At 70.8% G+C, this 21,871-nt stretch carries 12 protein-coding genes; 9 read left to right on the top strand and 3 right to left on the bottom strand.

Annotation, left to right across the window (positions count from 1 at the left end):
- Positions 1–59 precede the first annotated feature (59 nt).
- Entirely contained in the window at positions 60–1,793 is a 1,734-nt protein-coding gene (locus tag BM013_RS28170) for an OPT/YSL family transporter (protein WP_256221723.1), read from the top strand.
- Positions 1,794–1,815: 22 nt separating this feature from the next.
- Here the strand turns inward: BM013_RS28170 and BM013_RS28165 are convergent, their stop codons facing one another.
- Complete coding sequence (locus tag BM013_RS28165) at positions 1,816–3,201, bottom strand: MFS transporter (RefSeq protein ID WP_093131238.1); 1,386 nt, start codon at positions 3,199–3,201, stop codon at positions 1,816–1,818.
- Between the two features lie 258 nt (positions 3,202–3,459).
- Between BM013_RS28165 and BM013_RS28160 the strand changes: the two genes are divergently transcribed.
- On the top strand, positions 3,460–4,539 hold the full coding sequence (locus BM013_RS28160; RefSeq protein WP_093131236.1) for an alpha/beta fold hydrolase: 1,080 nt from the start codon (positions 3,460–3,462) through the stop codon (positions 4,537–4,539).
- 138 nt (positions 4,540–4,677) lie between these two features.
- On the opposite strand, the gene BM013_RS28155 is transcribed toward BM013_RS28160, so the two are convergent.
- Positions 4,678–4,959, bottom strand: coding sequence for a hypothetical protein (locus BM013_RS28155; protein WP_093131234.1), 282 nt, complete (start codon positions 4,957–4,959; stop codon positions 4,678–4,680).
- Positions 4,960–5,081: 122 nt separating this feature from the next.
- Entirely contained in the window at positions 5,082–5,432 is a 351-nt protein-coding gene (locus BM013_RS28150) for a hypothetical protein (protein WP_093131232.1), read from the bottom strand.
- Positions 5,433–5,599: 167 nt separating this feature from the next.
- Here BM013_RS28150 and BM013_RS28145 point away from each other — a divergent pair, with 167 nt between their 5' ends.
- The 7 genes from BM013_RS28145 (at position 5,600) to BM013_RS28115 (ending at position 21,843) form a co-directional block, all read left to right on the top strand.
- Complete coding sequence (locus BM013_RS28145) at positions 5,600–5,809, top strand: DUF4287 domain-containing protein (RefSeq protein ID WP_093131230.1); 210 nt, start codon at positions 5,600–5,602, stop codon at positions 5,807–5,809.
- Between the two features lie 226 nt (positions 5,810–6,035).
- Positions 6,036–6,941, top strand: a complete 906-nt coding sequence (locus tag BM013_RS41645; protein ID WP_218153693.1) for a class I SAM-dependent methyltransferase — start codon at positions 6,036–6,038, stop codon at positions 6,939–6,941.
- A 211-nt stretch (positions 6,942–7,152) separates the two neighbouring features.
- Positions 7,153–7,902: a hypothetical protein gene (locus BM013_RS28135; protein WP_143098372.1), complete on the top strand. Its 750-nt coding sequence runs from the start codon at positions 7,153–7,155 to the stop codon at positions 7,900–7,902.
- Between the two features lie 2 nt (positions 7,903–7,904).
- Positions 7,905–8,435: an RNA polymerase sigma factor gene (locus tag BM013_RS28130; RefSeq protein ID WP_093131224.1), complete on the top strand. Its 531-nt coding sequence runs from the start codon at positions 7,905–7,907 to the stop codon at positions 8,433–8,435.
- A gap of 134 nt (positions 8,436–8,569) precedes the next feature.
- The gene (locus BM013_RS28125) at positions 8,570–9,580 is read left to right on the top strand and encodes a FecR family protein (protein ID WP_143098371.1); all 1,011 of its coding nucleotides are present in this window, start codon (positions 8,570–8,572) and stop codon (positions 9,578–9,580) included.
- 199 nt (positions 9,581–9,779) lie between these two features.
- Positions 9,780–21,191, top strand: coding sequence for a filamentous haemagglutinin family protein (locus tag BM013_RS28120; RefSeq protein WP_177225586.1), 11,412 nt, complete (start codon positions 9,780–9,782; stop codon positions 21,189–21,191).
- Between the two features lie 19 nt (positions 21,192–21,210).
- The gene (locus BM013_RS28115) at positions 21,211–21,843 is read left to right on the top strand and encodes an RNA polymerase sigma factor (RefSeq protein ID WP_093131218.1); all 633 of its coding nucleotides are present in this window, start codon (positions 21,211–21,213) and stop codon (positions 21,841–21,843) included.
- Positions 21,844–21,871: the final 28 nt, after the last annotated feature.

Below are 21,871 nucleotides of genomic sequence, written 5' to 3'. Positions count from 1 at the left end.
AACGCGCACCGCAGGTCACATGCCGCAAGCCAAGTGCGCGATCATCCCCGTCCATGGAAATGGATTCCCCCCGAACCCCCCGCTGGCGCTGGCTGCCCGCCGAAGGCAGCTGGCGCTACCACCTGCTGCTCGCGGTCATGGGCATCTTCGTGCTGGGTCCGCTGGCCGGCGTGACCGCGGCCTACATGAACTTCTCCATCGGCTTCTTCGTCGGCGGCCAGGTGCTGGCGGGCCTGCTGGGCTCGGCCGTGACCGCGGGCTACGGCGCGGCCGGGCGGCATGGCGCCAACTACATCCAGACGGCCGCCGCCTCGGTGGCCAGCATGAGCGGGCTGGGCGTGCTGCTGCAGGCGCAGGCGTGGCTGGGGCTGCCGCAGCCGCCGGCCTGGCAGATGGCGGTGTACCTCGGCTGCGTCGGCATGTTCGGCGTGGGCGTGGGCATGCTCTACACGCCGATGCTGGTCGACCGCATGCGCCTGGCCTACCCGTCGGGCCTGGCGGTGGCCAACATCCTGCGCGCGCTGACCGACCCCGCGCTGCTGCGCCGCTCGGTGCTGCAACTCGGCGGCGGCATGGCGCTGGGGGCGGTCGCGGGCCTGGCCTCGGCGCGGCTGGCGGTGCTCGGGGCCATCGGGCTGTCGGCATCGACCTTTGGCGCGGGGCTCGTCGTGGGGGCGCGCATCGGCATTCCCGCGGTGACCGGCGCGCTGCTGGGCGTGGTGCTGCAGCCGTACTTCGTTTCCATCGGCTGGCTGCAGGCGGGCGACCCGCCGCGCAAGATCATGTTCCTCATCGCGCTCGGCGCCATCATGGGCGCGGCGCTGGTGGACATGGCGCTCATCTTCGCGCGCGCCCTGCCGCGCGGGCAGCGGCTCTCAGCGGTGCACGGCGCGCCCGAGCCGGCCGTCAAGGACTGGCAGCGCGTGAACACCCTGCGCCTGGTGCTGTGGGTGCTCTTCTGGGCGGGCGCCACGGTGGCCTGCGGCCACTGGTTGCTCGGGCAGCCCGTGTTCTTCCTGGCGGTGGCCGTGGCGCTGGTGTTTCTCTTCGCGCTGGTCAACGGCATCTCGGTGGGCGTGAGCGACTCCAACCCGATCTCGTCGGCCTTCGTGGTGACCATCGTCATCCTTGCCGCGTTGGGCCTGCGCGACCCCGGCGTGGGCCTCATGGCCGGCGCGGTGCTGCTGGTGGCGACCGGCGTGGCGTGCGACATGCAGCAAGACCGCTCCACCGGCTGGCGGCTCGGCACCTCGCGCGTGGTGCAGTTCCGCTACCAGGTGCTGGGCGTGGTGGTGGGCGCCGTGCTGGCGGTGGTGTTCGCGCGGCTCTTCATGGCGGCCTACCCCGTGCTGCTGCAAGACCAGACCGTGATGACGGCCGGCCAGCAGCCCGCCGAATGGAGCTCGGCCATGACCTACAAGTTTCTGGGCGTGCTGCGCAGCCTGACCGACGACCTGCCGTTCCAGCGCACCGCCATCGGCGTGGGCCTTGCGGCCGGCCTGGTCATCGAGAGCCTGCGCAAGTGGCTGCGCCCGCGCGGCTTCGTGCTCGACGCCATCGTGCTGCCTTCGCCCTATGCGCTGTCCTTCGGCGGCTTCATCAACCTGCCGACCGCGCTGTGGTTCGGGGCGGGCGGGGTGGCGGGCAGCTGGTGGTCGGCGCGCGCGCCCGCGCGGCGCGACGCGCCGCAGGACATGAGCAGCGCGTCGCTGTTCGGCGGCGGGCTGATCGCCGGCGACGCGCTGGCGGCGCTGGGCATCGGCATCGTCAGCCTGCTGGCCGTGGTGACGTAGCCCGGGCCGCTGAACCCGGCGTTCAGCGCAACCCCGCGCCTTCGTCCTTCGAGAGCTTGGTGAAGGACAGCAGCGACAGCAGCGTCATCGCGCCCACCACGCCGAACGCCGGAGAAAAATCTTCCGCCGTCAGCCGGTTCGCGCCGCTGCCGTTCCACCACGCGGCCAGCGTGACCAGCGTGGCGCCCAGCGTCACGCCCAGGCTCAGCGACAGTTGCTGCGCCATGCTGTTCAGCGTGGCCGCATGGCTCATGCGGGGCTTGGGAATCTGCGAGTAGCCCAGCGTCTGCAGCGACACCATCGCCATCGAGTTAACCAGCCCGCCGAACATCAGCGTGACGAAGATCTGCACATGCGGCGTGCTCGGCCTGAAGTAGCCGCAGCTCAGGTAGAAGAGGCTGGTGAGGCAGGTGGCGCCCACCAGCAGCGGGCGGAACCCGACCGTGCGAATGGCCTTGGCCATGACCGCGCGCGTGGCCAGCGAGCCCAGCGCCGAGGCCATCGTCAGGCTGCCCGACACCAGCGGGGAAAGCCCGAAGCCCAGCTGCAGCATCAGCGGCAGCAGGAAGGGCGAGGCGCCGATGGCAATGCGCAGCGGCGTGCCGCCGACGATCGACGCGCGGTAGGTCGAGAACCGCAGGATGCCCAGGTCGATCAGCGGACTCGCCTTGCCGCGGCTTCGCAGGTGATACAGCAGCGAGGCCAGCGTGCCGAACCCCGCCATCGCCCAGATGACCGAGGCCGGCAACAGCCCCTTGCCCACCATCTCCAGGCTGCCCAGCAGCGCCGTGAGGCCCAGGGCCAGCAGCACGAAGCCTTCGGTGTCGAAGGGCGCGGGCGAGCTGTCTTCGGGCGTGTCGTTGATGAAGCGCATCGCGGCCGCGATCGCGATCAGCCCGAACGGAATATTGACGAGAAAAATCCACCGCCAAGAGGTCAGCGTGACGATGGCGCCGCCGAACAGCGGCCCGGCCAGCCGTCCGAACGCGGGCGGCACCGTGAACCACACCATGGCCGACACCATCTGCGATGCCGGCACGCTGCGCAACAGGATGAGCCGGCCCACCGGCAGCATCATCGCGCCGCCCAGCCCCTGCAGCACGCGGAACCCCACCAGCTGCGGCAGCGTCTGCGCCGCGCCGCACAGCGTGGAGCCCAGCGAGAAGAGCGCCACCGCCACGCAGAACACCCGCTTGGCCCCGAAGCGCTCGGCCAGCCACCCGCTCACGGGCAGGAACACCGCCAGGCTCAGCAGGTACGAGGTGATCGCCAGGTTCAGGTGCAGCACGCTCACGTCGAGCGCGTGCGCAATGGTCGGCAGCGCCGTGGCCATCACCGAAGTGTCGAGGTTCTGAAGGAAGAGGGGCGAGGCGACGATGAGCGCAACGATGCGGTGGCGAGGAGGCATGCGCGCATTGTCCGGGAGAGGAATTAGGCGAGGCTCGGTGGCTGTGCGCGCATCCGGCCCCTTCGCGCGAGACAGCGAAGGCGAACGCGAAGGAGAAATGTACGGGTGTGTATCCCGGAGACCTTGATCAACACGAGGATGCAAACCACGAGGTGCCGTGACATATGCCAGATACAACGGCCACATCTACTGGGTGCGCGCATCGACCGGATGCGAAGGCTGCTTTCTGCCGCAATGCCAACAACGAAAAGACCCACCATGTCAGAAGAGATCAACTCCCGCCGCCGCTTCCTCGGCACCACGACCGCCGCACTCGTCGCAGGGCAAATCGGCCTGCTCACGGGGGCTTCGGCGCAAACGCGCACGCCGTCTTCCGCCGTGCCGGCAACCAAGCCGGGCACCTGCACCTCGTTCGGCCCGCTCAAGCAGATCGACGCCGGTCCGTTGAACGTCGGCTATGCGGAGGCCGGCCCTGCCGACGGGCCGCCGGTGCTGCTGCTGCACGGCTGGCCCTACGACATTCACACCTATGTGGACGTGGCGCCGCTGCTTGCCGCCGCCGGGTATCGCGTGATCGTGCCGTACCTGCGCGGCTACGGAACCACGCGCTTCCTGTCGAAGGACACGCCGCGCAACGCGCAGCAGGCGGCCGTGGCGCTCGACGCCATCGCGCTGATGGACGCACTGAAGATCGACAAGGCGGTGGTCGGCGGCTGCGACTGGGGCGGGCGCACCGCGTGCATCCTGGCCATGCTGTGGCCCGAGCGATGCAAGGCGCTGGTCTCGGTGAGCGGCTACCTGCTGTCGAACCCCAAGGTGGGGCTTCAGCCGTTGCCGCCGGAAGCTGAAGTGCAGTGGTGGTACCAGTTCTACCTGGCCACCGATCGCGGCCGCGCCGGCTACGAAAAGTACCGCGCCGAGTTCGCCAAGCTCATCTGGCAGACCGCATCGCCCAAGTGGAATTTCGACGAGGCAACCTTCAGGCGCTCCGCCGCCGCGTTCGACAACCCGGACCACGTGGCCATCTCGATCCACAACTACCGCTGGATGCTGCAGCTGGCGGCCGGTGAAGCGAAGTACGACGACATCGAAGCCAGGCTCTCCGCCGCACCGCCCATCTCCGTGCCCACCATCACGATGGAAGGCGACGCCAACGGCGCGCCGCACCTGGCCCCTGCGCAATACGCGGCCAAGTTCAAGGGCAGGTACGAGCACCGCACCGTGCCGGGCGGCATCGGCCACAACCTGCCGCAGGAAGCCCCGCAGGCCTTCGCGCAGGCCATCATCGATGTGGACCACTTCCAGGGCATTCGCGCAATGACGCCGGGCCCTGCATAGCGGAAGACCCCGTGAGCCCGGCGTGGCCGTGCCCGCAAATGCCGGCGTAAAAAAGCCCAGGAACTGCGCCAGTTCCTGGGCTGCCTGTTCGCGCGCGATCGGCGCGATCGGCGCGATCAGTGTGATCGGCGTGATCGATCAGTCGTCGGAGTCGGCGTCCGCTTCGTCGTCTTCGTCCTCGGCCTCTTCTTCAGCCGGGCGAATCGTCACGAAATTCGAAGCGTCTTCCACGAAGACCATCGACTTTCCATCGGGAGACATCCCGCGCACTTCGGTCTGTGGGCCTTCGCCGTTCTGGTAGTCGACCGAGACCAGCGCAAAGCAGGCCAGGGGTTCTTCCATCTCACCGTCGTCGCCGCCGTCGTACACGGCCATCCAGCCATCGGCGGGCATGATCTGCAGGATCTTCACTTCTTCCATCGGGTCGTTCCAGGGTCAAAAAATCGAGCTGGGCAGCATATCCGATGCAAGCGCGCGCAGAGACCGCCGGGAACGCGCGAACCGTGCCGAAACTTCTCGCCGAAGTTCGGTCAGGCGGGCACTCAAACCCTCGCCAGGCTCAGCCGCCTACGGCTCGCCCAAAGGCTGACGAGCGCGTCGAGTTCCGTTGCATAGAGTCGGTCGGGCCGCTCGGCCCCTTCGTCGAGCAGGACCAGTGTCCCGAGCGAAGCCTGCCAGCAATTCTCGGAGAGGTGCTTGAAGTGGCCGAGGCAGACGTAGCCGAACGGCGCGGACAAAGAGAAATCGCATCGCCTCAGCAGCATGCCGTCACTGCGTGCGCCTTCCACGTCTTTCGTCGAGACGAGCACGTGCACACCATCGTCCTGGATGATGTTCTGCCTTGGCAGGATGGCCAAGAGCTGGGACGGGCGGTTGGAATGTGAATCGGGCATGACTGTCCATGTATCGGCAGCCGATGGCGAAAGTTGAAGGACAGTGATCTCCGGATCAGGGAAATCACCCGCCCGGCCGCTCGCTGGCGGGCACTATCGTCGGCCGGCCATGCGCTTGCGTGCGTCGGCGCCATCGGCAAATTCAACTTGCAAGAACGGAGTGAACCATGACGGAATCACCGAAGGTGAAGGGACCTGCCTCGTACTTTCCTTCCATCGAGAAGACGTACGCCAAGCCGATCGCGCACTGGATGGAAATTCTCCAGGGCGCCGACTCCCGCAAGCACATGGCGCTCGTCAGCAAGCTCAAGACCGAGCACCAGATGGGCCACGGGCACGCGAATGCCCTGGTCGCGGTGTTCCTGGCCAAGGCATAGCAGGCGCGCCAGGCCGCACGCGCCTGGCACCGGCCCGCGCCGTCGGTGACCCGACCGCGTGAAATCCGTGTCGCCCAGGCTGGTCGTGATCCCGCGCCACCCGACGCGCGGGCGTGTTCGTCGCCGGCGGGCCTGCCGAAGCGATTCCGTGAAGGTTTCATGACAAACGTCATTCGTGGTGCCGCTCACCCGTCTGCATAACACCCCCCGGAAACAACGGACCCCCATGACGACACTCATAGGCATCGAGCCCCACATGGCGATGTTCATTCGCCCCGAGCGCCTGGTAGACAGCGCCTGGATCGGACATGTGCCTTTCGCCGCCTGGCTGACGGCCGTGGCGCGGCCGAACCGGTTCGTCGAGCTTGGAACGCACCGCGGCATGTCCTACGCCGCCTTCTGCCAGACGGTGCGCGCGGAGCAACTCCCCACGCAGTGCCATGCGATAGACACCTGGCAGGGCGACGCGCACGCGGGCGCCTATGGCGAGGACGTGTACCGCGACCTCTCGGGCTTCAACGCGCGTCACTTCGCGGGCTTCTCGCAGTTAATGCGCACCGGCTTCGACGAGGCGGTCTCGTCGTTCGCGGACGGCTCGATCGACCTGCTGCACATCGACGGCCTGCACACCTACGAGGCCGTCAGACACGATTTCGAGACGTGGCTGCCCAAGCTGTCCGACCGCGCCATCGTGTTGTTCCACGACACGGCGGTCCGCGAGCGGGGCTTCGGGGTCTGGCGCTACTGGCGCGAGATTTCCCCGCGCCATCCGCACTTCGAGTTCGATCATGCGTCGGGCCTGGGCGTGCTGCAGGTCGGCACGCAGGTGGCGGCGGGTGTGCGCCAGCTGCTGGACCTGGCGCACGACGCCGAGGGCGCGCGCCGTGCCAAGGCGGTCTTCAGCGGCCTGGGCGATGCGGTCGTGCAGCGGCACGAACTCGAGAGCGCGCGCCGTTCGGCCGTTCATGGCGCGGCGACGTCCATGGAGCTGCAGGCCCGGGCGCTGGCCGTGGCGAACCAGGCGCTCGCGCACCGGCTCGCGCAGTCCGAGACGATGGTGCGGCAACTGGCCGGATCGTTCTCATGGCGCGTGACCCGGCCGCTCAGGGCGGTGCGCGGCATGTTCAATTGAAGGGGGCCTGCCGCCATGTGGCTTTCGTGCCGCGCGCGGGTATTGAACACCTTGGTTGCAACGCGGCCGTCACACGCCGGTGACAGCATGCAAGTTTCCCGAATGGCGCGCATTCCTTGCCGACTCGAACCTTCACCTTGCCATGGCACCCGCAGCGTTGCGGCAGCCATGCCGATGTTCGCGGCAGCACGGCGCGCCGGGGTTGAGCCGCGTGCCTGCGCGTATCGTCGGCGTGACCTGCCGCAGGGCGGTGCTCTGCGGGCTGGTGCTCTTCCGGCTCGCGGGTGCAGCCTGCGCGGCTGACGCGCCCGCGCTGCCGCTGCACGACGGCGAGCCGCCGGTGGACCTCGCGCCCCAAGCCGCCGACCAGCCGCTCGACTTCGACATCCCGGCCCAGCCGCTGGGCGATGCGCTCAAGCGCTATGCCGCGCTCACCCGCCAGCCCGCGCTCTTTCGCAGCGAGATTCTGGGCGAGCTGACATCGAGCGCCGTGCGCGGCCTGTATTCGCCCGACGCCGCCCTTCGGCTGCTGCTGGACGGCACCGGCCTGGTCGCCGAAAAGGTCCACACGGGTTCCGGCGTCACGCTGTCGCTGAAGGCGGCCGGCGCTGCCGCGACCGCTCCGCGCGCATCCGGCCTCGGAAGCCTGGACGGCTACCCGGGCCTGGTGCAGGCGCAGGTCTGGGAAGCGCTGTGCGACAACGCCCGCACGCGGCCGGGAACGTATCGCTCGCTGTTGCGCTTCGAGGTGGATGCCACGGGCCAGCTCCGGCGGCCGCGCCTGCTCGGCTCCACCGGCGACGCCGCCAGGGATGCGGCGATGGTGGAGATCCTGCAGCGCGTGCACCTCGCGCAATCGCCGCCGCCGGACCTGCCGCAGCCCTTGACGCTGCTGGTCCTGCCCACGGATTCGCGCGGTGGAACGCGCTGCCGCGGCGCGGCCGCCAGCGAGGCGTCGTGAGCATGGCCGAAGACACGCGCCCCGTCCTGATGGACTACCTGTCCAGGCACTACGACGCCCTCAAGCGCCAGCTGGGGCGGGCGCTGCGCAACACGGACCTGGCGGAGGACGCGCTGCACGACACCTGGCTGCGCGTGAACGACCAGGGCAAGAACGAAGAGGCAAAGACCGAAGACGGCCCGATCCGCAAGCCCGGCGGCTACCTCGTGCGCATGGCCTTCAATATTGCGCTGGACATCCAGCGGCGCCAGAGCCGGAACCTGCCTTTCGACGAAGTCGATGCGCTGATGGAGCTCGCCGACACGGCGCCCGGCCCCGCGCGGACGGTCGAGGCGCGTTCGCAGCTCGATGCGGTGGTCCGGTTGCTGGACCGCATGCCCGCGCGGCGGCGCGAGGTCGTCGTGCTGGTGCACATGGAGGGACTCACGCAACCCGAGGCGGCCCGGCGCCTGGGCGTTTCGTTGCGAACCGTCGAATACGAACTGAAGAGCGCGCACGACTACCTGAGCGCCAGGATGAGCCATGACGAATAAATTTTGCGGGGTCGCGCGTTGCCATTCGTCATACGGTGTGAAGAACCGAATCGCCCCCCGCCGCGCACCGGGCCAAGGCCCCGACAAAGTACCCGGCCAGCAGCGCCGTGGCCGCGGCCGTGGCGCCTGACACCATGACGACATCCGTAGACGACCTCGCCCTCCAGGCCGACGAGCGGCGCCAGCAGGCGTGGGGCTGGCTGCGCCTGCTCCATTCGGGCGCCGTGAAGCCGCAGGATGCGCAGCGCTTCAAGCGCTGGCTGGCCCACGACCCGGCGCACGCCGCGGCCTTCGGCGAGGCCAAGGCGCAATGGGCCGAGATCGGCCCGGCATCGGCCCGGCTGCTGCGCTCCAACCCCGAGGCGGCCGCATTCCATGAGCGCCATCGGCACAAGCCGGCCTTGCCGCGCCGGGCCTTCCTGGGCGCGGCCGTCAGCGCGGCCGCGGTGGCCGGTGTGGCCGGCGTGGCCGTGTTCCGCCCGCCCGCCGGCCTGTGGCCGGCGCCGGCCGAGTGGGGTGCCGACTACCGCACCGCCACGGGCGAGCAGCTGCTGGTGCAGCTGACGGACCGCATCCAGGTCACCCTGAACACCCAGACCCGCATCCGGCGGCAAACGGCGGGCGACGAGACCACGGGAATCGACCTGCTCGCGGGCGAAGCGGCCATCGACCTGACGGGCGCGGGCCGCGGCGGCCGGCCCTTCGGCGTCACCGCCGGTGCCGGCCGCAGCCTGACCGACGCGGGGCGCTTCGAGGTCCGCTACCTGCAGGGCAAGGTCTGCGTGACCTGCATCGAGGGCACGGTGCGCATGGAGCACCCCGCGGGCACGCGCGAGCTGCGGGCCCACCAGCAGGCGGTCTATGACGCCGGTGCGGTGAGCAGCGTGGCCCCGGTCGGCCCGGCGAACCTGTCCGCCTGGCGCAAGGGCGAGCTGGTGTTCACGCAGACGCGGCTGTCGGATGTGCTCGACGAGATCAACCGCTACCGGCCCGGCCGCGTGATGCTGATGAACGCCGCGGCGCGCGACCGGCGCGTCACCGGGAGCTTCTATATCGCATCGCTCGATCTGGCGCTGGCGCAGCTGCAGCACGCCTTCGATCTCGACGCGCGCTCGCTGCCGGGCGGGGTGATCGTGCTCAGCTGAGCCCGCGCCGCGTCGCGAGCGCCCACGCGCGCCGGCGCGAAAAATAAGTTGCGGGGTACAGGGGCGCCTGTTCGTCTTAGTGCATCGACTCAACTTTCGGGCAGAACGACTCATGAGCACACGCGGACCCCAGGGCGCAGCAACCCCGCCGAGAAACGGCGCGCAGGAACGGAAGATGCCGGCGGGACGGCCGTTGCGCATGGCACCCATCGCGCGTGCCGTTGCCGTGGTCCTTGCCGCCAACGGCGCGCTCATGGATGCCCATGCGCAGCAGGCCTTCAGCGGCGCCTGGTTCGCGGCCAAGAACGCGGCGCAGAACACGGCAACGGCCACCGGCCGGCTGCCCAACGGCATGCCGGCATCGATGCTGACCAACCCGGGGGCGCAACAGAAAGCCGACGCGCAGCTGCAGCGCTCCATCAACAACCTGAACGCGGCCGCGCGCGGCATTGCCGCGCAGCAGGCCTCGCAGGAGGCGGCGCGGCTGGCGGCGCTGAACGGCGGCTCGGACATTCCCGACGGCCTGGCCGACGGCGGCCTGAAGGTGGACGGCAACAGCCTCACCGCGGGCTGGCTCAACGCCAATGCGCCGGTGCAGACAGCAGCCGGCGGCCGCACGGTGGTGGGCATCAAGCAGACCGACGACAAGGCGATCCTGAACTGGGAGAGCTTCAACGTCGGCAAGAACACCACGGTGCAGTTCGACCAGAAGGGCGGGGCCAAGCCCGACGGCACCAACGCATGGATCGCGCTCAACCGCATCAATGACCCGAGCGGCCGGCCCAGCCAGATCGCGGGCCAGATCAAGGCCGACGGCTCGGTGTACCTCATCAACCGCAACGGCATCGTCTTCACCGGGTCGAGCCAGGTGAACACGCGTTCGCTGGTCGCGTCGAGCCTGGCGCTGTCGGACAAGCAGTTCAAGCTGGGCATCAACAGCGCGCAGGTCCTTGCCAACCAGGGCAACGACTTCGCCGTTCCGCAGTTCGGCGAATTCACCGCCGAGCGGCCCGCCATCTACGGCGACTCGGGCTTCAAGCCCGGCACCGGCGGCGCGCCGGACCGCATGGGCGGCGTGGACCGCTTCGACCCCGGCGCGGCGCCCGGCGAGGTCAGGGTGGACGCCGGCGCGCAGCTGGCGGCGGACAGCGGCGGCAAGGTGATGCTGTTCGCGCCCAAGGTGCGCAATGCGGGGCGCATCTCCGCGCCCGACGGCCAGGTGATCCTGGCGGCCGGCGAGAACATCTACCTGAAGACACCGTCCGTGCAGGACCCGAACGCGCCCCGCGGCCTGGACGTGGCCGCCTCGGCGGTGCCGGGCTGGGCCTTCGGCGGCGGGCAGATACAGGGCGCGCTCAAGCTCGTGGCCGTCTATGCCGACGTGAACTTCGTCAACGGCCTGCGTGACGTCGTCATGCCCGAGATGGCCGCGCGCGCCAAGTCGGTCGGCTACGAGGTGGTCAACACCGGCACCGTGCAGGCCGACCGCGGCAACATCACCCTGCAGGCGCAGGACGTGCGCCAGTCGGGCGTGCTGAGCTCGACGACCGCGCTGAACAACCGCAACGGCTCGATCCTGCTGCGCGCGTGGGGCCTGGGTTCGCACATGTACGCGGACGGCGTGGACGACCTGATCAACTGGTCGGCCGGCACGCTCACGCTGGGCGAAGGCAGCATCGCGCAGATCCTGCCCGACGCCTCGGACACCGGCGAGATCGAGGCCTCCGCGCTCGCCACGCGCTACCAGCCCGGGCGCGTGAGCCTCTACGGGCAGCTGATCGACATCCGCTCGAAGGCCGGCGTGCTGGTGCCGGCGGGAACGATCAAGGCCGAGTCGGCGGTCAACCCGATGTTCACGCAGTTCCCGTACTTCAAGCCCGGCAGCCTGCGCGACGAGAGCCGCATCTACCTCGACAGCGAAGCCTTCCTGAGCGTGGCCGGCCTGCAGGGCATGCAGGTGAACATGTCGCGCAACTTCATCGAGGCCGAGCTGCGCATCAACGAGTTGCGCGACTCGCCGCTGCTGCTCGACTCGTGGGTGCGCGGCAAGAAGGTGATCGTCGACCGGCGCGTGAACGGCGTGTTCAAGGACGGCCCGATGGCGGGCGTGCAATGGGTGCTCGGCCCCGACGGCGTCACCTACGTTCCGGGCGCCTGGGTGGGCACGCCGCTGGCCGACGTCAGCGGCTGGGTGGGCGTGGGCAAGACCGACCTGCGCGAGCTCTCGGCCGACGCGGGCAGCATCGACCTGCGCGCGGGCGGCGCGGTGATCACGCGCTCGGGCTCGGTGCTCGACGTGTCCGGCGGCTCGGTGCGCTACAGCGACGGCATGAACACGGCCACCAAGCTCATGGGCGCCGACGGCCGCGTGCACACCATGGAGCGCGCCGCGTCCGACACCGACTACACCGGCCTGGCCGGCGAGTTCACGAGCGAGCATGCGCGCTGGGGCGTGAAGACCACGTGGCGCTCGCCCATCATCGGCGCCGACTTCAAGGAGGCCGGCTACACGGAAGGCCGCAAGGCGGGCGACGTGAAGGTCTTCGCGGGCGACGCCATGGTGCTCGAGGGCGACATGCTGGGCGGCGTGGTGGTGGGGGAGCGCCAGTCGAAGAACCCGGGCGCCAGCAAGGGCGGGCGGCTGGAGCTGGGCGAGAACACGCCCGACGGCAGGCCTTGGTCGCCGGGCACCATCGTCGTCAGCCACGACCCGAAGCGGCTCGCGCAGGACTTCGACGCCAGGGCCAGGCTCGGCGAAGACTTCTACGTGCAGGTCAAGCCCGACGAGCTGAAGTCGCGCAAGCTCACCTTCCTGTCGGACGACATGCTCAGCGATTCGGGCATGGGCACCATCGTGCTGAACACCATCAACGGCGACTTCGAGCTCGCCAAGGGCGCCGTGCTGAACCTGTCGCCGGGTGCCTCGCTGTCCGTGGCCGGTACCGAGGGCTCGACCCGCGACATCCGGATCCAGGGGCAGATCCGCGCGCCGGGCGGCAAGATCGGCCTGTCTTCCGTCAACGGCGTGCTGGAGGTGGGCGAGCAGGGCCGCCTGGACGCCAGCGGGCAGTGGATCAACAGCTGGCGCGACGGTGTCTCGCCCAGCGCCTGGGCCATCGACGGCGGCGCGATCACGCTGAACGTCGGCAAGATCTCCGCGCATCGCGATGCCGTCTTCGACGTGTCGGGCGGCGGCCGCGTGGACCGCGGCAACAAGGGCCTGCCGACGCTGCGCGTGGGCGATGCGGGGTCGATCTCGCTGACCGGCGTGACGCCCGACCTGGACCTGGGCGCCCTGGACATGCGCGCGCATGCGGCCGGCTCGGCGGGCCGCCTGGCGCTGCAGGCCGCCTCGCAGGTGCAGATCGGCGGCACTGCGCCTGCCGTGCCCACTGTGCCCACTGCGTCCGCTTTGCAGCCGGACGATCCCGCGGCCGGCGTGGCCCTGCTGCCGGCCGGGCTCTTCGGCGAACGCGGGTTCGGCAACGTCTCGGTCTCGGTGCGCGGCGAAGGCAACGGCATCGTGGTGCCCGAAGGCGTGACGGTGTCGCAGCAGGCCACCCACATCGACCTGAACGGCTTCGCCTGGCGCGACCTGCCGAGCGGACGGAACCTGGCCGACGTCGCCCCCCTGGGCGTGCTGCGGCCCGAGGAGCGCGCGGCGCGCGCGCCCGCATCGCTGGCGCTCGGCGCCGAGAACGGCCCGATCCGCATCGCGCGCGGCGCCACCGTGCGCACCGACACCGGCGGCAGCCTGCTGTTGAACGCCGGCGGCGAACTGGGCGCGTTGACGGTCGCCGGGCGCCTGGAGGCACCGGCGGGCCGCATCGGCCTGAGCAGCAGCAAGGTCACCCTCGAAGCCGGCGGTGAACTGCTGGCGCGCGGCGTGCCGCTGATCCACGTCGACAGCACCGGCCGCCGCGTGGGCGAAGTGCGCGACGGCGGCACGGTGACGATCCAGGCGGGCGATCTGCGGCTCGAGAAGGACGCGCTGATCGACGTGTCGGGCGCCACCGGCACCATCGACGCCGTGGCCGACGCCGGCCCCTCCGGCACGCGCGTGCCGCGGCCCGCGCAGGCGATCACGCTGGACAGCAACGGCGGGCTGATCGAGATCACGGGCAAGGGCCTGGTCGAAAGCCGCATGCGCGGCGAGGCGGGCGGCCCCGGCGGCATCGGCGGGCGCATCCGCGTGAACATGACCGCGGCGTCGGGCCCGAACGGCTCGCCGCTGGAGCAGCTCGAGCGCGTGGTGCAGGACCCGGACTGCTACGGTTTCTTCGTTGACGGCGTGTGCAGCGACCCGAAGCAGGGCCTGGACTTCGACTGGGCCCCGGGCCTTCGCAGCTGGGGCTACGACATCGCCGGCCCGATGATCCTGCCGTCCTCGCTGCTCGCGCGCCTGGCGGACACCAAGGAACTGGTGGTGTCCGACCGGCTGGGCTCGCCCGGCGTGCCCGGCCCGCTCGATCCGGCGCAGTTCGGCCTGTCCGAGCAGACGCTGGACAACTTCCGCGACACGCTGTTTTCGGGCGACCTGCTGCGCGACCTGCTTCAAAAGCCGGGCCAGCAGTTCGCGCTGACGCTGCGCCCGCAGTCGTTCAAGGACGGCGGCTTCGCCGACCTCGCACTGGTCAACGGATCGCAAGGCGCGATTCGCCTGGACAACGCCAACCTCGCGCTGGGCCGCTCGATCCTGCTGCAGGGGCCGATCGTCGGGCACGCGGGCTCCACGTCGTCGCTGCGCGCGCCGCGCATCGTGCTGTCGGCCATACCGGGCGCCTCGGCGGCGCTGGCGCCTGCGCCGTCGGCAACACCTGGTGCGCCTGGTGCGCCTGGTGCGCCTGGTGCGCCCGGTACCCCCGCCGCGGCGGGGCAACTCACCGTGGCCGGCTCGCTGATCGACATCTCCGCATCGGACGAGCAGGGCCAGTTCCAGGCCGGCACGGTGCGCATCACCGGCTTCGGCCGCACGGTGCTCGAAGCCGGCGAGATCCGCATGGGCGGCGCGCTGCCCACGCAGATCAGCGAAGAGACCAGGCTGCAAGTCAACCTCGACGTCGACGGGCACCTGGCGCTCAACGCCGGGCAGGTGTACCCGGCGAGCGCGATGACCGGCGTGATCCGCGCGGGCGACTCGATCACCGTCGAGCGCATGGGCGACGCCGGCGGCGCGCCCCTGTCGGCCGGCGGCAGCCTGCGCCTCGAGGCGCCGGTGATCGCGCAGAACGGCGTGCTGCGCGCGCCGCTCGGCCAGATCGAACTCAATGCCGGCGAACGCCTGTCGCTGGGCGCGGGCAGCCTGACATCGGTGTCGGGCGCGGGCCTGACCGTGCCCTACGGCACGCTGTCCAACAACGAGCACTGGCACGACCCGTCCAAGGGAGTCGATGTCACCAATCCGTCGAGCGGCTCGCTGGTGGCGCCGCCTGAAAAGCGCATCACCATGAAGTCGCCCGACGTCGCCCTGGCGCAGGGCGCGGTGGTGGACATCGCGGGCGGCGGCGACCTGCATGCCTCCGAATTCGTGCCGGGCCCGGGCGGCTCGCACGACGTGCTGAGCATGCCGGGCATGTACGCCATCCTGCCCGGGCAGGCCGGCGCGGCACCCGCGGGCGCCGCCGCCGCAGGCCAGCGCGTCTGGCTCGCGGGCGGCCCCGGGCTGGCGGCCGGCTGGTACAACCTGCTGCCCGCGCGCTATGCGCTGCTGCCCGGCGCCTTCGCGGTGCAGGCCACGGGCAAGGCATGGGGCGGCGCACCGGCGCCCGCCACCCTCGCGCCGGACGGCAGCCTGGTCATGCAGGGCCGCAGCGGCAACACCTACGGCGGCAACCAGGACGCGCAGGCCACGGCCTGGCGCGTGATGTCCGGCGGCACCCTGCGCCGCTACTCGGAATACAACGAGGCCACGGCCAACGACTTCTTCTCGTCCGAGGCCTTCAAGCTCACGCAATACCGCCTCACGGGCCAGAACGTGGTCACGCCGCGCCTGCCGCGCGACGGCGGCGCGGTCGTGTTCGACGCGGGCCGGCTGCTGCTGCTGGACGGCACGCTGCGCTCGGCGCCCGCTGCGGGCGGGCGCGGCGGGCTGGTCGACATTGCGGGCAAGAAGATCGCCATCGTCGGCAGCGGACAGGACAGCGCCAGCCTGCAGGCCGACGGCTACCTGGTCATCGATTCGACGAGCCTGTCGAACTTCGGCGCCGGCAGCCTGCTGGTGGGCGGCAAGCGCCAGGGCAACGCGCTCGGCCTGGAGCTGGACGTGACCGCGACCGACATCGTGGTGCGCAACAACGAGGGCTCCGAGCTGTTCGGCCCCGAGATCATCCTGGCGGCCAGCGACAAGGTGGCCATCGAGGCCGGAAGCCGTGTCAGCGCGAAGGGCCCGAGCGCACGCAGCTCCGGCACCCTCAGCGTGAAGCCCAGGGTGGCCGCGGTCTACACCGACCCCGACGGCAACCTGGACGACAACTCCGACGGCGTGATCGACGCCAAGGACGCGGTGGACGACGTGCTCACCTCGCCCGCCAGGGACTGGGGCGCGCTGGTTCGCCTGAGCACCGGAGACGCCGTCAAGGTCATTCGCCAGGGCGTGGACATCTCGCGCGGCGGCCTGGTCGCGATCGGTGCCGGTGCCGTCGTCAACGGCGACGCGGCGCTGCTGATCGACGCCACGCGCACGACCGAGCTGGCGGCCTCGGCGCAGATTGCCGGCACCGACCTGTCGGTGGCGGCCGGCCGCATCGGCTTCGGCGGCGGCACCGAAGGCATGGTGCTGGGCAGCGGCGCGCTGGCGCAGCTGGCCAACTCGAAGCGCCTGACGCTGCGCAGCTACTCGGACTTCGACTTCTACGGCTCGCTCGACCTGGGCGCGGCCGGCCTGAAATCGCTGACCTTCGACGGCGCCGCATTCGTCGGCCGCGGCGCGGGCGACGTGGTGATCAAGGGCGAGAGCATCGCGCTCGTCAACAGCAGCGGCGGCACGGGCATGCCGGCCGGCACGGGGGCGGGCGGCTTCACGCTGGACGCGGCCACGCTGGTGCTGGGCGCGGGCCGGAAGACCTTCTCGGGCTTCGGCGGCGTGACGCTGTCGGGCCGCGACGCGATCGTCGGCGAAGGTGCGGGCGGCATCGACGCGGGCGCCACGCCGCTCACCTTGAACACGCCGCTGCTCACCGGCCGCGGCGGCGCGGTGCAATCCATTGCCACGGCCGGCGCGCTGCAGGTGGTCGCGCCGGCGGACGGCGCGGGCGCGCCGTTCGACGTGCTGGAGAGCCTGGGCCTGCGCCTGGGCCTCACCGGGCGCAGCATCGCCTTCACGGGCCGCGCGGTTGCGCTGGGCGGCAGCATCGACATGACGGCCACCGGCGGCAACCTGGTGCTGGGCCAGGGCGCGGTGATCGACGTGGGCGGCTCCGCCAAGCAGTTCTTCGACGTCGCCGAATACGCGGACGCGGGCCGCATCGGCCTGTCGGCGGTGGGCGGCGACGTGCGGCTCGAGGCCGGCAGCCGGCTCAACCTGGCCGCGCATCCGGGCGGCGGCGACGCCGGCACGCTGAGCCTGGCGTCGTCGCAGGGCGGCACGGTGCTGCTCAACGGGCAGATCGCGGCGCAGGCCGGCGGCAACGGCGGCAAGGCGGGCAGCTTCGCGCTCGACATCGAGGCGCTGCCCGACTTCGCCGGCGTGAGCCAGCGGCTGAACGACGCCGGCTTCAACCGGTCGCGCCAGTTCCGCATTCGCCAGGGCGACGTGGCGCTGGGCGGCTTCACGCAGGTCGAGGACTTCGGCCTCACGGCCGACCGCGGCAGCATCGACATTTCCGGCACGGTGGATGCGCGCTCGGCCTACGGCGGCGCCATTCGCATCACCGCCGGCAACGGCGTGGCGATGCAGGCCGGCGCGCAGCTGCTGGCCGGCGCGACCGGCAGCCTGGGCAACGGTCGCGTGACGCTCGAAGCATCGGGCGGGCAGCTGAACCTGCTGGGCGGCCTGATCGACGTGACCGGCAACGAAGGCGGCAAGGTGCGCCTGCGCGCGCAACAGAACGCCGCACACGACGACCTCGCGGTTGCCGCGCTGAACACCGCCGTCACCGGCGCGCGTTCGGCGGTGCTGGAGGGCGTGAGCGTCTACGACGTGAAGGACTACGACGGCGCCACGGTCGATTCGGTCAAGGCCGACGCCATCGCCGACGCGGGGCGTTTCCGCGCCGCGTCGGCCGCGGTGGCCGGCCGGCTGGGCACCCGGCTGGACGTCATGCCGGGCATCGAGATCCGCAGCGCGGGCGACCTCGCGCTGAACAGCGACTGGAATCTGTTCAGCGACTTCTCCGGCGCGCGCGAAGGCACGCTGACCTTGCGCGCGGGCGGCAACCTTGCCATCAACGGCCACCTGAGCGACGGCTTCGACGCGGCGGACCGCAGCGGCGTGCTGCAGGCGGGCCCGTCGTGGAGCCTGCGGCTGGTGGCGGGCGGCCAGCTCGACTCGGCCGACGCCATGGCGCTCAAGCCGCTGGCGGCGCAGGCCGCGGGCACGGGGTCGATCACCGTCGGCACGGCCAACACCGCCGTGCCCAGCGACAGCGACCCGGCGCCGGACAACGGCGCGGGCAAGCTCGTGCGCACGGGCACCGGCGACCTCGAGGTGCGCGCCGGACGCGACCTTCGCCTGGCGCACAAGGAATCGGTGATCTACACCGCCGGGCGCAAGGACACGACGGTGTGGAGCGACTTCTCCACCGCCAACCCGAACGCGAGCTATGGCGTGGAAGGCGGCAACCTGGCGATCGGCGCGCAGGGCAGCATCGAGTCCGTGCCGTCGGGCCAGCACTTCACCGAATGGCTCAACCGGCAAGGCAACGTCAACGCCCGGCGCTTCTTCGGCGAGTACACCAACGGCGAGTACGGCGTGGGCCCGGACGGCGTCTACGGCCCCGTCATCCATGCACCCGAGCAATCGAGCTGGTGGATCGACTTCGGGCGCTTCCAGCAGGGCGTGGGCGCGCTGGGCGGCGGCAACGTCACCGTGGACGCCGGCGGCGACCTGCGCAACCTGCTGGTTGCCTTGCCGACCCACATGCGCATGCGCGGCGGGCGCTCCGCGAGCGAAGCGATGACCATGGAAATGCGCAACGGCGGCGCCATGACGGTGCAGGCCGGCGGCGCGATCCGCGGCGGCCAGTACTACGTGGCGCGCGGCGCGGGCGACATCCGCGCCGGCGAGACGGCCATCGGCCACACCTTCACGCTGACCCGCGACGACAACAACGGCGGCCTCACCAAGTCGAGCTACACGGCGGCACCGGTGCTCGCGCTGGGCGACGCCACGCTGAGCCTGCGCACCGCGGGCGACCTGCGCCTGCAGACCGTGATCGACCCGCTGCTCGTGAACTACGGCGAAGGCTTGCGCAACGACGGCCAGCTGCTGAACTACGGCGCCTTCATGAGCGGCTACACCGACCGCAGCGCGCTCAGGCTGGTGTCGACCGGCGGCAACATCACGCTGGTGAACCGCGCGACGTTCATCTTCCGCGACCTGGTGCTCAACAGCTTCGCCACGGACACCCTCGTGGGCTTCGGCGGCAACCGCTACCCGGCGCGATTTTCCGCAGCCGCCGTGAATGGCGGCATCGCCATCGACGGGCCGCTGTACGTGCTGCCCGGAACGACGAACGACGTGAAGCTGGTCGCGAAGAACGACATCCGTTTCGACGCGCAGCTCGTCATGTCCTACGCCACGCCCGCGATGATGCCCACGGGCTTCATGCCGAGCGGCGCGAACACGCCGTTCAACCAGATGAACATGGAGGACCTGCTCGACAACCTGATCAACCCGGCCCTGTCTTCGCCGGTCAACGACAAGTACCTGCGCAGCGTGAACAACCCCGACGTGCTCCCGCTGGCCAACGACTTCGAGCCCAGCCGCATCTATGCGTCGCAGGGCTCCATCGTCGGGCTCGACGTGAAGGCCAACGAGCAGACCTGGGTGCGCGCCGGCACCGACATCCGCGGCGTGCGCATGGCGGGGCGCAACCTGCGCGGCTCCGACGTCACGCTGCTGGAGGCCGGCAACGACATCCTCGCGGTGGAAAGCGTGAGGCCGCTCAACCGCGACAACGGGTCGGCCGCGGGGTTGACCGGCAACATCGAACTGCAGGGCCCCGGCACGCTGGTGCTGGCCGCCGGGCGCGACCTGTACGCCGACAACCTGCAGGTGCAGACGCTCGGCAACCAGCGCTACGACGCGAACAACCGCGCGCTGCCCGAGACGCAGGTCAAGGGCCTGCCGGAGCGCGGCGCCGCGATCACCGCCATGGCCGGGCTGAACGCAGCGGCGGGCTACGAGGCGTTCACCCGCGCCTACCTCGACCCCGCCGCCGTGGCCTCGATGCCCGACTACCTGAAGGCCAGAACGGCGGACGGCAGCGTGCTGCCCATCTACCTGGTGGACCAGCTCGAAACGCGCGCGGGCGGGCAGGAAAAGACCGTGCGCCGCGGCCTCGTGTCGTACATGGCGGGCATCACCGGAGAGAAGCTCGAGCCCCTCGATGCCTGGGCGCGCTTCCAGCAGCTGCCCCAGCTGGCGCAGCAGCAGTTCCTGCGGCAGGTCTACCTGCTCGAGCTGCGCGAGGCGGGGCGCGACCAGAACGAGCCGGGCACCGGCGGCCTGCCGCGCAACGGCGGCTACAACCGGGGCTACGCGGCCATCAAGACGCTGTTTCCGGGCGAGCAATGGAAGGGCGACGTGACGGCCAACACCCTCATGCTGCGCACCATGGCCGGCGGCGACATCGACGTGCTCACGCCGGGCGGCGGCCTGCAGGTGGCGGCGCTGGGCGCCACGGTGCCGGCCGGCTACGGCCTGGTGACGCTGGCCTCCGGGCACATCGGCATCTTTGCGAGGGACGACGTCACCGTCAACCAGTCGCGCATCCTGTCCTTCGTGCCCGAGGTGACCAGGCAGGGCAGCGACCAGATCATCTGGGCCACCCTCGGCGACATCGACGCCGGGCGCGGCTCCAAGACCCTGCGCGTGCCGTCGGCGCCGGAGGTGAGCACCGACCTGGACGGCGTGACGGTGATCCGCGAGAAGTCGGACATGAGCGGCAGCGGCATCGGCACGGTGGGCGACGGCGACGTGGACCTGGTCGCGCCGGGCGGCACGGTGAACGCGGGCGATGCCGGCCTGCGCGTGGCGGGCAACCTGAACATCGCGGCGCTGCAGGTGCTCAATGCCGACAACATCCAGGTGAAGGGCGAGACCAAGGGGCTGCCGGTGGTGGCGGCGGTCAACATCGGCGCGCTGACCAATGCGAGCTCGGCCGCGGCGCAGGCCACGGCCGCCGCGCAGGACGCGGTGCAGCGCGAGCGCGCGGCGGCGCGCCAGGCGCTGGCGTCGGTCTTCACGGTGCGCGTGCTCGGCTTCGGCAACGAGCCGATGCCGGGGGGCGACGTTGCGCCGCCGCCGCGCCCGGGGCTGCAGTCGGGGGCGCAGGTCGGCTACGACCCGATGAACCCGGTGCAGGTCGTGGGCATGGGCCGCAAGATCGACCCCGCGCACTGGGCGAACCTGAGCAGCGACGAGCTTCGCCGCCTGCGGCAGGATCGCTAGCCGGCCGGGGCGACATGTCATGGCATCGAGCGTTCTTTGCAAACAGGAAGGGCTGGCTGGCGACGAAGCAGCCAACGAGCTGCTGGACGAGGCGCAGCGCCGCATCGCGCTGCAGGCCTTTCTCTGCGCCAACTACGACGGGCTGCGGCGCAAGCTGACCCGCCATTTCGGGTGCGCCGACATGGCCAGCGAATGCCTGCACGATGCGTGGCTGCGGCTGGGCCACCTGGAGGTGCAGGCGCCGGTGCAGAACCCGAGCGCGTACGTCTACCGCATGGCCTGCAACGTGGCCATGGACCGCATGCGCAGCAACCGGTCGGGGCAGTACACGGGAGACGGCGACACCGAGATCGACCACCTCGCCGACCACGCGCCCGGCCCCGAGCAGATCGCGCAGGCGCGCTCCGAGCTGGCAGCCGTGCTGCGCGCCATCGAGCGCCTGCCGCGCCGGCATCGCTCGGTGCTCATCGCGCTGCGCATCGACGAGATGACCCGCGACGAGGTCGCCAGCCGCTACGCGCTCTCGCTGCGCGGCGTGGACACCGCCTTGCGCCAGGCGCTCGACTACTGCGCGGGGAACACCGGCCAGCAGGCCCTGGCGGGCGTGAGCGCGCCGCGGCGCGCGTTGCGCGCCCAGGAGCACTGCCAGTGATTCGATGAGCACAGACGGCTGGAGTTTC

It is taken from the genome of Variovorax sp. OK605 (assembly GCF_900115445.1).
Taxonomy (GTDB): domain Bacteria; phylum Pseudomonadota; class Gammaproteobacteria; order Burkholderiales; family Burkholderiaceae_C; genus Variovorax.
This window is presented reverse-complemented; position numbering and strand designations above follow the sequence as displayed.

Bases quoted from the DNA above. Each gene is read 5' to 3' on its own strand.
- BM013_RS28120 (WP_177225586.1), top strand. From the start codon at position 9,780: ATGGCACCCATCGCGCGTGCCGTTGCCGTGGTCCTTGCCGCCAACGGC.
- BM013_RS28145 (WP_093131230.1), top strand. From the start codon at position 5,600: ATGACGGAATCACCGAAGGTGAAGGGACCTGCCTCGTACTTTCCTTCC.
- BM013_RS28150 (WP_093131232.1), bottom strand. From the start codon at position 5,432: ATGCCCGATTCACATTCCAACCGCCCGTCCCAGCTCTTGGCCATCCTG.
- BM013_RS28125 (WP_143098371.1), top strand. From the start codon at position 8,570: ATGACGACATCCGTAGACGACCTCGCCCTCCAGGCCGACGAGCGGCGC.
- BM013_RS28155 (WP_093131234.1), bottom strand. From the start codon at position 4,959: ATGGAAGAAGTGAAGATCCTGCAGATCATGCCCGCCGATGGCTGGATG.
- BM013_RS28165 (WP_093131238.1), bottom strand. From the start codon at position 3,201: ATGCCTCCTCGCCACCGCATCGTTGCGCTCATCGTCGCCTCGCCCCTC.
- BM013_RS28170 (WP_256221723.1), top strand. From the start codon at position 60: ATGGATTCCCCCCGAACCCCCCGCTGGCGCTGGCTGCCCGCCGAAGGC.
- BM013_RS28115 (WP_093131218.1), top strand. From the start codon at position 21,211: ATGGCATCGAGCGTTCTTTGCAAACAGGAAGGGCTGGCTGGCGACGAA.
- BM013_RS28160 (WP_093131236.1), top strand. From the start codon at position 3,460: ATGTCAGAAGAGATCAACTCCCGCCGCCGCTTCCTCGGCACCACGACC.
- BM013_RS41645 (WP_218153693.1), top strand. From the start codon at position 6,036: ATGACGACACTCATAGGCATCGAGCCCCACATGGCGATGTTCATTCGC.
- BM013_RS28130 (WP_093131224.1), top strand. From the start codon at position 7,905: ATGGCCGAAGACACGCGCCCCGTCCTGATGGACTACCTGTCCAGGCAC.